Raw genomic sequence first — 13,091 nt, 5'->3', positions numbered from 1 at the left:
CCCCGCTCAGCCTCTGGTCAGCTTGCGGTAGGTGACCCGGTGCGGACGCGCGGCCTCCGCGCCGAGCCGCTGGACCTTGTTCTTCTCGTAGCCCTCGAAGTTGCCCTCGAACCAGAACCACTGGGACGGGTTCTCGTCGGTGCCCTCCCACGCCAGGATGTGCGTGGCGACCCGGTCGAGGAACCAGCGATCGTGCGAGATGACCACCGCGCAGCCCGGGAACTGCTCCAGCGCGTTCTCCAGCGAACCCAGGGTCTCGACGTCGAGGTCGTTGGTGGGCTCGTCGAGCAGGATCAGGTTTCCGCCCTGCTTGAGGGTGAGCGCGAGGTTGAGCCGGTTGCGCTCACCACCGGAGAGCACGCCCGCGGCCTTCTGCTGGTCGGTGCCCTTGAAGCCGAACGCGCCGACGTAGGCGCGCGAGGGCATCTCGACGTTGCCGACCTGGATGTAGTCCAGCCCGCCGGAGACCGTCTGCCAGACGCTCTTCTTCGGGTCGATGCCCGCGCGGTTCTGGTCGACGTAGGACAGCTTGACCGTCTCGCCGATCTTGACGTTGCCCTCGTCGGCCTTCTCCAGACCCACGATCGTCTTGAACAGCGTGGTCTTGCCGACGCCGTTGGGCCCGATCACACCGACGATGCCGTTGCGCGGCAGGTCGAAGCTGAGCCCGTCGATCAGGACCCGGTCCTCGAAGCCCTTCCGCAGCTTGTCGACCTCGACCACGATGTTGCCCAGGCGCGGGCCCGGCGGGATCTGGATCTCCTCGAAGTCCAGCTTCCTGGTCTTCTCGGCCTCGGCGGCCATCTCCTCGTAGCGGTCGAGGCGGGCGCGGGACTTGGTCTGCTTGGCCTTGGCGTTGGAGCGGACCCAGGCCAGCTCCTCCTTGAGGCGCTTCTGCAGCTTGGCGTCCTTCTTGCCCTCCACGGCCAAGCGCTCGGCCTTCTTCTCCAAGTACGTGGAGTAGTTGCCCTCGTAGGGGTGGGTGCGGCCGCGGTCGATCTCCAGGATCCACTGGGCCACGTTGTCCAGGAAGTACCGGTCGTGCGTGACGGCGAGGACGGCGCCCGCGTAGCCCGCGAGGTGCTGCTCCAGCCAGAGCACGCTCTCGGCGTCCAGGTGGTTGGTGGGCTCGTCGAGCAGCAGCAGGTCCGGCTTGGACAGCAGCAGCTTGCAGAGCGCGACGCGGCGGCGCTCACCACCGGAGAGGATGTCGACGGGGGAGTCCGGCGGCGGGCAGCGCAGCGCGTCCATCGCCTGCTCCAGCTGGGAGTCCAGGTCCCACGCGTCGGCGTGGTCCAGCTCCTCCTGGAGCTTGCCCATCTCCTCCATCAGCTCGTCGGAGTAGTCGGTGGCCATCTGCTCGGCGATCGCGTTGAAGCGGTCGAGCTTGACCTTGATCTCGCCGACGCCCTCCTCGACGTTGCCGAGGACGGTCTTCTCCTCGTTCAGCGGCGGCTCCTGCTGGAGGATGCCGACCGTGTAGCCCGGGGCGAGGTAGGCCTCGCCGTTGTTGGGCTGATCAAGGCCGGCCATGATCTTCAGCACGCTCGACTTGCCGGCGCCGTTCGGGCCGACGACGCCGATCTTGGCACCGGGCAGGAACTGGATGTAGACGTCATCGAGGATGACCTTGTCCCCGTGTGCCTTGCGCACCTTTTTCATGGTGTAGATGTACTCGGCCATAACCGCGATCGTATCCGTCCTGTCGGTGCCTGATTGACGCGCGACCCCGCCGTGGCGGAATGGTGCGCGAACACCAGTGTGGTTGACGCCCTCGCCGTCCTCGGGCCGGGGTGATCCCCAGGCGCGATCACACGGGGTACAGGGAACCTGACGCCTCGCGAAGGCCGCTGTCCTCCTCGGGCTCCCTCGGTTCCGGCGCAGCGCCGCTGCTCTGGCCCCGGTGCACGCGCTGCACCCGCGCCAGGCTGCGCGCGAGGTCGGGGCCGACCGCGTCGGCGTCCAGTTCCACCACGGAGCGGCGCTGCCCCTCGGCCTCCCACTCCCTGGTGCGCAGGCGACCGGTGACCACGACCGGATCGCCCTTGCGCAGCGAGTAGGCCACGCCCGCGCCGAGCTCGCCCCAGCACTGCACCGCCAGGAACAGCGGGTCGGCGTCGATCCACTCCCCGGTCGCCCTGTCCAGGCGGCGCCGGTTGCTGGCGACGCGGAAGGACACCACGCAGGCGCCGGACTTCACTGTGCGGCTCTGCGGATCGTTGACCACGTTCCCGATCACGGTCGTCTTCGAGTCGTGCATCTGCACCTCCGGTCGGACTGGGCTGACGGGTTCCACTGTGCTGCTCCCGCCTGCGCCGTGGACCACCTCGAAGCGGATCTGTGGACAACCACCCGCGATGTGGACAACCCAGCCGCACCTGGTCGGTCCCTCGGAGTGGGGACGCGCGGGCCGGGGTGGTGCGAAAATGTTGAGGTCCGGTTGACTGAGTGAGGACTCACTCAGATAGGTTGGCGCGCATGCCAGTGGCCAGCCAGCGCCGTCGACGCGCCCCGGCGATGAGCCCGGAGGACCGCAGGGAGTCGATCGTGCGCGCGACGCTTCCGCTGCTGGCCGAGCACGGCGGCAACGTCACGACCGGCCAGATCGCCAGGGCGGCGGGGATCGCCGAGGGCACCGTCTTCCGGGTCTTCGCCGACAAGAAGGAGCTGATCGGCGCCTGCCTGGAGGAGGCCTTCCGCCCCGACGGGCTCGTCGCCGAGCTGACCGCGATCCCGGCGGCCGAGGGCCTGCGCGAGATCCTGGTGCGGGCGGCGCGGGCGATCGGCTCGTACGTGGACCGGCTGGGCGCGCTGATGCAGGGGCTGGCCGCCTCCGGCTACCGCCAGGACGACGGGAAGAATGCCGACGGCGGCGACGGGCCCATGCGCCACCTGGGCCCGATCAGCCGGGCGCTCTCCACCCTGCTCGCCCCGCACGACGAGCGGCTGCGGCTGGGTGCCGAGCGCTCGACCGGCTACCTGATCGGCCTGGTCTTCGTCGACCGGCTGGCGGGCAGGTTCGGTGGCAGCACCGCAGACCCCGAGGAACTCGTCGACCTCTTCCTGCGCGGAGCAGGCAGCAGCACCGAGGAAGGACCGCTGGCATGACCGAGCTGATGATCGACGCCGTCCGGATCACCAAGAAGTTCGGCAAGATGACAGCCCTGGACGGCGTGGACCTGCAGGTCCCCAAGGGCACGGTGATGGGACTGCTCGGGCACAACGGCGCGGGCAAGACCACGCTGGTCAACATCCTGTCGACGCTGACGGCGGCGACCTCGGGGACCGCGCGGGTGGCGGGCTACGACGTGATCACCCACGGGCACGACGTGCGCGGCCGGATCGGGCTGACCGGGCAGTTCGCCTCGGTGGACGAGCAGATCACCGGGCTGGACAACCTGCTGCTGATCGCCAGGCTGCTCGGCGCGAGCCCGAAGCAGGCGCGGCGCAGGGCCAAGGAGCTGCTGGAGGTCTTCGACCTGACCGCGGCGGGCGGGCGCAAGGCGCAGACCTACTCCGGCGGCATGCGCAGGCGGCTGGACCTGGCCTCCAGCCTGGTCGGCCACCCCGACGTGATCTTCCTGGACGAGCCGACGACGGGGCTGGACCCCTCCAGCCGCAACAGCCTGTGGGAGATCGTCGAGCGGCTGGTCCGCGAGGGCACCACGGTGCTGCTGACCACGCAGTACCTGGAGGAGGCCGACCGGCTGGCCGACCGGATCACGGTGCTGGCCTCCGGGCGGATCGTGGCCGCGGGCACCGCCGACCAGCTCAAGGGCGACATCGGCACGCGGACGATCCTGCTGACGCTGGCCCACCCCGGTGACGTCACGGTGGCGATGGACGCGTTGAAGCGGGCCGGGCTGCACCCCTCGCACGACGTGACCAGGCGCAAGATCTCCTCCCCCGCCGGGGCCTCCACGGATCTGATCCTGGCCGTGCGGGCGCTGGACCGGGCCGGGGTGATGGTGACCGAGCTCGGCATCTCCGAGCCCTCGCTGGACGACGTCTACCTGGCGCTCAACCACGACCCGAAGGCCGACGCGGACAACGCCAACGCCGTCACCCAGATCATCAAAGCCATCTCCGCGGCGTGAGTAGGAGTCCCCAGATGAGTTCGTCCCTCGCTCCCGCGACCCAGGGCGCCGCCTGGCGGGGCAGCTCCCTCTACACGCAGGTCATGGTGCTGACCGGGCGGTCGCTGCGCAGTGTGCTGCTGGACCCGAAGAACCTGCTGTTCACCCTGCTGACGCCGTTGATGATGCTGCTGCTGTTCAGCCAGGTGTTCGCCAACGTCGCCAACACCCCCGCCTTCCCCAAGGGCGTCAGCTACATCAACTTCCTGATGCCCGCGACGCTGGTCACCACGGCGCTGTCGGCGGCGATGACCGCGGGCGTCGGCTTCGTCAACGACCTGCGCAACGGCGTGCTGGCCCGCTTCCGCGCGCTGCCGATCAACGGCGGTTCGGTGCTGGCCGCGCGCAGCCTCGCCGACCTGGTGCGCAGCGCGGTGCAGCTGACCATCATGATCATCGCGGCGGTCGCGCTGTTCGGCTTCACCCCCAAGGGCTTCGGCGTGGTGGGCGCGTTGCTGCTGGCGCTGGTCGTTGGCTGGGGGCTCGGCTGGCTCTTCCTGGCCGTGGCGACCTGGATGCGCAACCCCGAGACCCTGCAGATGTTCACCTTCCTGGCGATGTTCCCGCTGATGTTCGGCTCCAGCGCGTACATGCCGCTGGAGGGCCTGCCGACCTGGATGCGGTTCCTGGCCTCGGTCAACCCGCTGACCTACGCGATCGACGCCTCCCGCGAGCTGACCCTGCAGGGCACGATCAGCTCGACCGCGTTCACCTCGATCGGCATCAGCCTGGTGATCGCGGCGGCCGGGATGGTGTTCGCGGCCAGGGGTTTCCGCAGGCAGTAGCCGTTGCTCACCGGTCGCGCTCGGCCAGGCGGGCGAGCATCTCGTTGTAGGCGTTGAGGTCGGCGTCGCCGTCGGTCTCCGCCTTGCGGTCGCCGCGCTTGGCCTCGCGCTCGTCGTCGCGGGCCCACTGCACGAGCAGCGCGATCACCACGACGAGCAGCGGGATCTCGCCGGAGGCCCAGGTGAGGCCGCCGCCGAGGCGCTGGTCGACGAGCAGGTCGGTGACCCACGGCAGCGCGAGCTGGGAGTAGAACTGCTGGCCGATCACGTACTGCGCGCTCATCAGCGCGATGCCGAAGAACGCGTGGAACGGGATCGCGGCGAAGAGCAGGCCCAGGCGTCCCAACGGCGGCAGCCTGCGCGGCGCCGGGTCGATGCCGACGACGGGCCAGTAGAAGACGTAGCCCGCGACGATGAAGTGCAGGTTCATCGCCAGGTGCGCCCAGTGCTCCGGCAGCGCCGCGTCGAACAGGCCGGAGAAGTACAGGCCGTAGAAGGAGCCGACGAACAGCACGAGCGCGACGATCGGGTGCGTGAGGAACCGGCTCACCGGTGAGTTCACGAAGGCCAGCAGCCACTCGCGCGGCCCGGGAGGACCTTCCTTGCCCGCGGGCGGGATCGCGCGCAGCGCCAGCGTCATCGGACCGCCGAGCACGAGCAGGATCGGCACGAGCATGGACAGCAGCATGTGGCTGCCCATGTGCACGCTGAACATGGCGGGCGCGTACCGGCCGATACCGGTCGAGGTCGCGATGAGCAGCGTCGCGCAGCCGCACAGCCAGGCGACCGTGCGCCCCACGGGCCACTTGTCCCCGCGCAGGCGCAAGCGGCGGACACCGGCGACGTAGAGCACCGCGAGCACCACGGCCGCCGTGCCGAAGACGAGGTCGAAACGCCAGTCCAGCACCAGGTTGAGCAGCGTGGGCGGACCGTTGAGCTTGTAGCCGATCATGACCTCGTCGGTGCCGAGAACAGGTGCCTCGTTGGGCGGCGGAGTGCTGCCGAGCGCCACGCCGATCGCGATGGTCGCCAGCATCAACAGCACTTCGGGGCCACCGATGCGCAGCAGCACACCACGGGACTCACCGTCGGAGATCGCCTTCACGCCGCGTTGGCGCTGAAGCTGGCCGAAGACGCCGAGCAGGCCGAGCGCGACGATCTTCGCCACCAGGAGCAGGCCGTAAGTCGTGGTGAAGAGGTCTTCGATCGGCAGGCGCACCAAGCCGTTGAGCACGCCGGAGACCGCCATGACGATCCAGCAGACCAGTGCGACCTTGGAGAAGCGGGAGTACGCGAGCCCGAGGTTGCCGCCACCGCGCCGCGCGTGCGCCACGAGCGCGATGAGACCGCCGACCCACAGCGACATCGCCACGAGGTGGTAGATGAGGCTGTTGGTGCCCACGTCGTGCGAACCGCCCGTGGCGGAGTGACCGGTCACCGCGACCGGAAGAAGCGACACGAGCGCCAGCGCGAGACAGGCGACCGTCCAGCCCCACGAGAGGACAACGCGGCTCACGATCGCCACGACGCCCGCGAGCAACGCCGTGAGCACCCATGCCTTCGCCTGCTCCAGCTGTCCTACAAGCACGAAGAGCGACCCCGACGACATCAGCTCGGAGACGGGCTTGCCCACCGCGTTGGCCGTGAAGAACGGCACTGTCAGTGCGGCGCCCGCGAACCACGCGAACGCGCCCCACGAGCCGAGGCGCAGCGCGGCCCAACCGTCAGCTGACAGCCTGCCGTTGCGCTGCTGCGCGACCATGAACGCCGCGAACATCAGCGAACCGACGCAGAGCACCGCGCCCGCTTCGGCGAGCGTGCGAACCATCGGCAGACCGAGGCGCGTGAGCTGGCCGGGGTCGGGCAACCCGAACCGGATCAGCTCCTCACCGGGAGAGAGCGCGGTGAGCGCCGCGGCCACGACGAGCGCCAGCAGGACGCCGGGCAGCACCAGAGCGGCGATACCGGCGGCGCGACCACGGGCCGGGGTGGGGGCTTCAGGCACCCTCCGAGCCTAAGCCGTGACCTGGATCGCTCTGCTTCGCGTGCCCGGGTTTGCGGATCAAGCGCGAACCACGCGGAAACAACAGTTACTCTTCTTCCGGCGCGCGAGCGCTCAGCCTCTGTAGCTCAGCTGGATAGAGCAACAGACTTCTAATCTGTCGGTCGCAGGTTCGAGTCCTGCCAGGGGCGCACATAGAGGAGGAGCGGTCGGCATGGGTGACGGGGCGAGCACGCGCCGGAGCTACGACTTGGTCGCCGACCGCTACGCCTCGGAACTCCGCGACGAGCTGCGGCGCAAACCGTTGGACCGCGCGATGTTGGACGCGTTCACCGAGCTGACGATGAGCGGAACCGTCCTGGACGTGGGGTGCGGCCCCGGCCATGTCGCGGAGTACCTGTCCGCACGAGGAGTCCGCGCGCTCGGCACCGATCTGTCCCCCGCGATGTGCGCGAACGCGTCCGTGCCAACGTTCGCGGCGGACATGACCGCGTTGCCCGTTCGAGCCGATGCGCTGACGGGCTTGGTGAGCCTCTACGCGGTCATCCACCTCGACGCCGTGCAGCGCGCCGCTGCTTATAAGGAGTTCGCCCGCGTGCTTCGCTCCGGCGGGCACGCGCTCATCTCGTTCCACATCAGCGACTCCGATGTGCCCGTGGGCGGCGAGAAGCGGCTCAGCGACTGGTGGGGACACGGCGTCGACCTGACGTTCCGGTTCCTCGACCCCGTGGAGGAGTCGCGGATGCTGGCCGAGGCCGGGCTCGAAGTCATCGCCCGCCTCGACCGTGGCCCGCACCCCGACGTCGAGCACCCCAGCCAACGGTGCTCGCTGCTCGTCCTACGCCCCTAGCTCGACCAAATCGCGCACGGCCACGTCCAGGCTCGGTAGGGCCAACATCGCGCGCTTCGCCTGCTTGGCCCGCGCGGCGAAACTCGGCTCTGACAGCGCACGTGCGCACGCCGCGCGCACTTGTTCAGGACCGTCCACGCGGAGCCCGAGGCCGAGTTCTTCAACTCGCGCGGCGTTCGACGGCTGATCGGCGACGCCCGGCCAGACGACCATCGGCACCCCGGCACGGAGTGCTTCGCGGACGCCGTTGTAGCCGCCGTGGGTGAGGAAGAGGTCTGCGACTTCCAGAACCAGCGGTTGCGGCACGGTCGGAGCCACGTGCACGTTCGGCGGCAGCGGCACGGAAGCAACGTCCAGGCCCGCGGTGACGACCACGGCCGAACAGTCCACTTCGGACAGTGCATCGGCCATCGCACGCAGACGGGACGTGGGGTCGATCGTGCCCAGCCTGCCGGGCAGCGGGACCGTCAACGCCGTGCCCATGGACACGAGCACCAACGGGCCGTCCGGCAGCCATCCCGGCAACTGCTCCCCCGGACGCGCCAACACCGGCTGCCTATAAGCGCGCGCAATAGGCGCCGGTGTGACAGTGAACGAGAACTCCGTTGGTACGTAGTCGATCCGCCCGTCCGGGAACAGGGTTGGCAGGTCGATCTGCACGTGCTCGCTCAGCGCTGAGCGCACGAGCTCCGGATCGACCGCGTTGACCAGACCGCCGGGCAGCGTCACACAGGGGACGCCGAGCGTCCTGGCCACCAGGATCGCGCCCAGCTCCGCGTCGTCGCGCAGGATAAGGTCCGGGGCGAAATCGCGCGCGAGCGGCAGGACGCGCTGCGCTTCGTCGGCCGGGATCGACGTGACGGACAGGCGCAGCAACGTGGTCATGGGGTCGAGCGAGGGATCGTCGGCGAGTGCCGCGCGCAATCCGGTCATGATGCCGCCGAGCACGCCCTCAGCACGCACAGGCTCTTCTGCGAGGAGTGCGGCCAGGTTGGGTGGCGCGGCGACCAGGACCTCATGGCCGCGCGCGGCGAGGGCTCTGGCGATGGGTACGAGGGATCGGGTGTGCGACGGCGTACCGGTGACGGTGCACAGCACTCGCAAGGCGGGCTCCTCACAGCACGAAGGCGACTCTCCAGTCTCTCGGGAACCCTTGGCGCACAACGACAACCTTGCCCCAAGGTGCAGTGTGGCGCACATCACAACGCAGTCGCGATGAGTTCCCGGAACCGCGCCTGTCCATCAACGTGACACCACCTCGGGAGGCAAGCCATGAGCAGGATCGTCCACTTCGTGCACCAGTCCGCCGACGGGTTCATCCACGGGCCGAACGGCGAGTTCGACTGGCCGGTGATGGGGCCGGAACTGTCGGCGCACTCGGAGGGACTGAGCAACTCAGCGGAGGCGTTCCTCTACGGGCGCGTCGTGTGGGAACTGATGTCGAGCTACTGGCCGAAGGCTGAGGAGTATTCCGACCACGAGCACGATCTGGCATTCGCGCCGATTTGGCGGGACAAGCCGAAAGTGGTGGTGTCGCGCACGCTCACCGCGGCGGAGTGGAACACCCGCGTCGTCGGAGATGTCGCCGAGCTGGCGGGCCTGGGGCAGGACATGGTGCTGTTCGGCGGCTCCGACCTGGCCGCGAGCCTGACCGAACGGGATCTCATCGACGAGTACCAGGTGTTCGTGCACCCGGTCGTGCTCGGCGGCGGCAAGCCGGTGTTCCGCGATCCCGGCAAGCGGTTCGCGCTGCGCCTGGTCGAGTCGCGGGTGTTCGACTCCCAGGTCGTATTGCTGCGCTACCAGCGATAGCCGTTACACCCGTGCGTCGATCGTGACTTCTCCGGCGGAGGTTTCACTCTTTCCACTTAGCCTTTCCGGAAAAGCGAAACGCGCATTCGGCGGGATTCGACGTCCTCGGCGACACCACCGCGCTGAGGGAGAGAACATGACCGTCATCCAGCTCAGGCCGACCCCCACCAGGTTCGGCGGTCTCGCGATCGCCTCGCTCGTGCTCGGGATCGTCGGGGTCTGCGGTTCCCCTGTGCTGCTGCTCAACAACGTGACCGCCGTCGCCGCCGCGGTCGGAGCGGTGCTCGGTGCGATCGCGCTGTCCGGCTCGCACAAGGTCATGGCGGGGTTCGGCGTGGGACTGTCAGTGCTCGGGATCGTTTTCACGCTCGTGGCGCAGAACGCCGCGGTGCGCGCCCTTGAAGGAACTGACCAGCGCGTCGAGACGCTGAGCTGGGGCAAGCGGCACACGTGGGGCGACGGGCTCGCCGTGGAGGTCTCGGCCCCCACGGAGTGCAAGCCCGGCCCCGCTTCCTCCCCCAGCACCGTCGCGCGTGCGGTGCGGTTCACGGTGACCGTCACCAACGGCACCGACAAGCCGTTCGAGGCCGTCGTGCTGAGCGCGAGCAGTGACGCGCAGTTCAACGGCAAGGCGGCCGAGGCGGTCTACGACCACGGCGGCGGCTGCGGGAACAACGGCGGTTTCAGCTCGGCGACCGTGCTGCCCGGCAAGACCTACACCTACGACGTCTCCTATTCGGTCGGGACCGACCCCGGCGAGATGCAGTTGACGCTGCGCCCCTCCTTCGTCGCGGACAAGGCGGTCTTCACCGGGCGGGTCTGAGGTTGATCGTCGAGGCACGGGCAGTCCTTCGGGCAGGACCGCAACTCGGTGATCAGCACGCTGGGCAGCGCGACGCCGACGGCGACCGCGGTCGCCACCAGCAGGAGGTCGAAGGCCATCGGGGAGCTCCCTCCGTCACCCCGACAGGCGTGCCGTCCGACTGAACGATGTTCACCCCGCCCCGGGCGGCACCGGGTCGGGCGCGAGATCATAGGGTGGGACCCACCCCAGAAAACTTGATCAACTTCTCGCGCAACGACCCGGTGTCCGCAGCGTCCTCCTTGTGTGGTCCGCGAGTTTCACCAGCAAGGGGGCACGGCATGACCAGTGAGCCGACGGGGCAGGACCGGGTGGAACTCGACCTCGGTGCCGTCGCGGGGGTCAGCGACCGAGGCCTGCGGCACCACCGCAACGAGGACTCGATGGCGGTGCGCCGCGTCACCCGCTCGGCCGAGGTGATCGCCGTCGTCTGCGACGGGGTGTCCACTTCGGACAACCCCGACCTCGCCTCGCGCACTGCCGCCACCACCGCCGCGGACACGCTGCTGGAGGCGCGGGAGACCGGGGCCGATCCGATCACCGCGACGCGCCACGCGATCACCGCGGCCGCTGAGGCGGTCTCGGCGCTGGAGCGCCCCAAGGAGGAGAGCGAGACCGGGCGCCCGCCCGCATGCACGTTCGTCTCCGCCGTGGTCACCGACGAGACCATCACTGTCGGCTGGGTCGGCGACAGCCGCGCGTACTGGCTGACCGCGCCGCCCGAGAAGTCCGCGTGCATGACCCTCGACGACGCGTGGGCCGCGCAGATGGTCGCCGCGGGCCACCTCACCGAGGAGGAGGCGCACAACCACCGCATGGCGCACGTGCTGATGGCGTGGCTCGGCGCGAACGCGGGCAAGATCGAACCGCACGTCGCCACGTTCCGCCCCGAGGGCCCCGGCGTGGTCGTGGTGTGCAGCGACGGGCTGTGGAACTACGTGCCGTCGGCGGAGGAGCTGGCGCAGATCACGCTCTCCGACACCCTGGAGTCCCCCGTGGACGCCGCGCGGGTGCTGACGCAGCGCGCGCTCGATGACGGCGGGCGCGACAACATCACCGTCGTGATCGTGCCCTTCCCGCAGGGGCACGCCGGTCAGCGCCCTTGATCAACACGTGGAACTAAAGTTTTCTTTTAGTATGATGTAGGCGTGGGCAGTCCTTCGCGTGATCTCCTGTGGCAGGTGGCCGCCGAGCAGCAGGGGTACTTCACCGCCGCCCAGGCGACCGAAGCGGGCTTCTCCCACCAGTCCCAGTACTTCCACGTGCAGCGCGGGAACTGGACCAAGGTCAGTCGAGGGATCTACCGGTTCAAGGAGTACCTGGACCTGCCCGACGACGGGAACGCTCACTTCGTCCGGTGGGCACTGTGGAGCCGGCAGCGCGCTGTTGTGTCGCACACCTCCGCACTGGCCGTCCACGATCTGGGCGTAGCCAATCCCGACCGGGTCCACCTCAGCGTGCCTCCGAGCTTTCGACAGTCGAGCCGCGAGGTCGTGCTGCACAGGGTCGCCCTGGACAAGGCTGACATCGAGGACCACCAGGGGTTTCGCGTGACCAAGCCGTACAGAGCCATCGCCGAGACCGCTGATCTCGGTGTGCCACAAGACGTTCTGGACTCCGCGGTGACCGAGCTGCTCACACGCGGAAGTTCGACGAAGCGCCAGCTGCTGCACGCGGCGCAGCGCATGAGTCCCCGAGCCGAACTCGCTGTCGAGCGAGCACTTCAGACAGAAAGCACATGAGCACCTACAAGAACTCCGCCGCACTTCGACGCGCACTTGAAGTCCGGTTGAAACAGAGTCCGACGACACGGGAACCGATCTGGGACGCCTGCGCCGACGTGTCGTGTTCGAACGCCTTGCCGTCCGCCTCGCTGAGGCAGGAGCTGGCGAGTGGGTGTTGAAGGGCGGGGCGGCACTGGAGTTCCGCCTGCTCGACAAGGCGCGCAGCACCAAGGACATCGACCTCGCAGTGCGGATCGACGACGCGGACGGCGAGGTTCTGCGCGAAGCCCTCGTCGAGAGTCTCTCCGCTGACCCCGACGAGGACGGTTTCAGCTTCCAAACGTCATCTCCGGTCCCGCTGGCAGCGGATGCGGCAGGGCGAGGGGCCTGGCGGTTCTCCGTGGAAGCGCGGTTGGCGGGCAAGCCGTTCGCATCGGTCCGGCTCGACGCCGCGGCGCGAGGCGTCGAGCTGACCAGCACCGAACAACTACGGATGCCCGGAGCGCTCTCCTTCGCGGAGATCCCCGCGCGCACGGTGGAGGCCGTGACCACCCGACAGCACTTCGCCGAGAAGCTCCATGCCCTGACCAGGGACTACGAGGGCAGGCCGAACACGCGCACGAAGGACCTCGCCGATCTCGTGCTGCTGATCGAACTCGGCCTCAGCCCCGATCGGGAACTCGTCGACGCGGTGCGGCACGTCTTCGCTGTCAGGGACACCCATCCCGTCCCCGACACGATCCCGGATCCGCCTCCCGCGTGGGAATCCGGCTATCCGGCGATCGCCACGAACCTGACCGAGACACCTCCGGACCTCGCTGTCGCCATGCGAGTGCTCCGCGAGTTCTGGGCGACCGCGATGGTCAGCGACATCTGATCAACGGCGCTCTTGACCTCAACTAATGTTGGGGTTGCACGGT

Annotated in this window: 13 protein-coding genes and 1 tRNA gene; 10 read left to right on the top strand and 4 right to left on the bottom strand. The window is 68.9% G+C overall.

Annotated elements, in window-relative coordinates; translation table 11 throughout:
* Nucleotides 1–6 precede the first annotated feature (6 nt).
* Both ettA and ssb read right to left on the bottom strand, forming a co-directional pair.
* The gene (gene ettA, locus ABD798_RS22470) at nucleotides 7–1,683 is read right to left on the bottom strand and encodes an energy-dependent translational throttle protein EttA (protein ID WP_344877934.1); all 1,677 of its coding nucleotides are present in this window, start codon (nucleotides 1,681–1,683) and stop codon (nucleotides 7–9) included.
* Between the two features lie 127 nt (nucleotides 1,684–1,810).
* Entirely contained in the window at nucleotides 1,811–2,260 is a 450-nt protein-coding gene (ssb, locus tag ABD798_RS22465) for a single-stranded DNA-binding protein (RefSeq protein WP_344877932.1), read from the bottom strand.
* Nucleotides 2,261–2,478: 218 nt separating this feature from the next.
* On the opposite strand from ssb, the gene ABD798_RS22460 reads away from it, so the two are divergent.
* From ABD798_RS22460 to ABD798_RS22450, 3 genes are read left to right on the top strand one after another with little or no spacing between them, the layout of a single operon-like run.
* Complete coding sequence (locus ABD798_RS22460; protein WP_344877930.1) at nucleotides 2,479–3,108, top strand: TetR/AcrR family transcriptional regulator; 630 nt, start codon at nucleotides 2,479–2,481, stop codon at nucleotides 3,106–3,108.
* A complete protein-coding gene (locus tag ABD798_RS22455) occupies nucleotides 3,105–4,097 on the top strand; it encodes an ATP-binding cassette domain-containing protein (RefSeq protein WP_344877928.1) in 993 nt (330 codons plus the stop codon). The genes ABD798_RS22460 and ABD798_RS22455 overlap by 4 nt, the downstream gene beginning before the upstream one ends.
* 14 nt (nucleotides 4,098–4,111) lie before the next feature.
* The gene (locus ABD798_RS22450) at nucleotides 4,112–4,921 is read left to right on the top strand and encodes an ABC transporter permease (protein ID WP_344877926.1); all 810 of its coding nucleotides are present in this window, start codon (nucleotides 4,112–4,114) and stop codon (nucleotides 4,919–4,921) included.
* 7 nt (nucleotides 4,922–4,928) lie between these two features.
* On the opposite strand, the gene ABD798_RS22445 is transcribed toward ABD798_RS22450, so the two are convergent.
* A complete protein-coding gene (locus tag ABD798_RS22445; protein ID WP_344877924.1) occupies nucleotides 4,929–6,926 on the bottom strand; it encodes a bifunctional copper resistance protein CopD/cytochrome c oxidase assembly protein in 1,998 nt (665 codons plus the stop codon).
* A gap of 114 nt (nucleotides 6,927–7,040) precedes the next feature.
* Between ABD798_RS22445 and ABD798_RS22440 the strand changes: the two genes are divergently transcribed.
* Together ABD798_RS22440 and ABD798_RS22435 are read left to right on the top strand one after the other, a co-directional pair.
* Nucleotides 7,041–7,114 (top strand) — tRNA-Arg (locus ABD798_RS22440).
* A gap of 23 nt (nucleotides 7,115–7,137) precedes the next feature.
* Nucleotides 7,138–7,773, top strand: a complete 636-nt coding sequence (locus tag ABD798_RS22435; RefSeq protein ID WP_344877922.1) for a class I SAM-dependent methyltransferase — start codon at nucleotides 7,138–7,140, stop codon at nucleotides 7,771–7,773.
* Here ABD798_RS22435 and ABD798_RS22430 read toward each other — a convergent pair.
* A complete protein-coding gene (locus ABD798_RS22430; protein WP_344878683.1) occupies nucleotides 7,762–8,871 on the bottom strand; it encodes a glycosyltransferase in 1,110 nt (369 codons plus the stop codon). The two genes, ABD798_RS22435 and ABD798_RS22430, sit on opposite strands and share 12 nt — an antisense overlap.
* 174 nt (nucleotides 8,872–9,045) lie before the next feature.
* Here ABD798_RS22430 and ABD798_RS22425 point away from each other — a divergent pair, with 174 nt between their 5' ends.
* From ABD798_RS22425 to ABD798_RS22405, 5 genes are all read left to right on the top strand, one after another.
* Nucleotides 9,046–9,585, top strand: coding sequence for a dihydrofolate reductase family protein (locus ABD798_RS22425; RefSeq protein ID WP_344877920.1), 540 nt, complete (start codon nucleotides 9,046–9,048; stop codon nucleotides 9,583–9,585).
* Between the two features lie 136 nt (nucleotides 9,586–9,721).
* Nucleotides 9,722–10,408 carry a hypothetical protein gene (locus ABD798_RS22420; protein ID WP_344877918.1) on the top strand — a complete coding sequence of 229 codons (687 nt, stop codon included), beginning with the start codon at nucleotides 9,722–9,724 and terminating at the stop codon, nucleotides 10,406–10,408.
* A 320-nt stretch (nucleotides 10,409–10,728) separates the two neighbouring features.
* Entirely contained in the window at nucleotides 10,729–11,553 is an 825-nt protein-coding gene (locus ABD798_RS22415; RefSeq protein WP_344877916.1) for a PP2C family protein-serine/threonine phosphatase, read from the top strand.
* Between the two features lie 42 nt (nucleotides 11,554–11,595).
* Complete coding sequence (locus ABD798_RS22410; RefSeq protein WP_344877914.1) at nucleotides 11,596–12,189, top strand: type IV toxin-antitoxin system AbiEi family antitoxin domain-containing protein; 594 nt, start codon at nucleotides 11,596–11,598, stop codon at nucleotides 12,187–12,189.
* 103 nt (nucleotides 12,190–12,292) lie between these two features.
* Complete coding sequence (locus ABD798_RS22405) at nucleotides 12,293–13,048, top strand: nucleotidyl transferase AbiEii/AbiGii toxin family protein (RefSeq protein ID WP_344877912.1); 756 nt, start codon at nucleotides 12,293–12,295, stop codon at nucleotides 13,046–13,048.
* The last annotated feature ends 43 nt before the right edge of the window (nucleotides 13,049–13,091 follow it).

Source organism: Allokutzneria multivorans (assembly GCF_039537405.1).
Classification (GTDB): Bacteria; Actinomycetota; Actinomycetes; order Mycobacteriales; family Pseudonocardiaceae; genus Allokutzneria; species Allokutzneria multivorans.
This window is presented reverse-complemented; position numbering and strand designations above follow the sequence as displayed.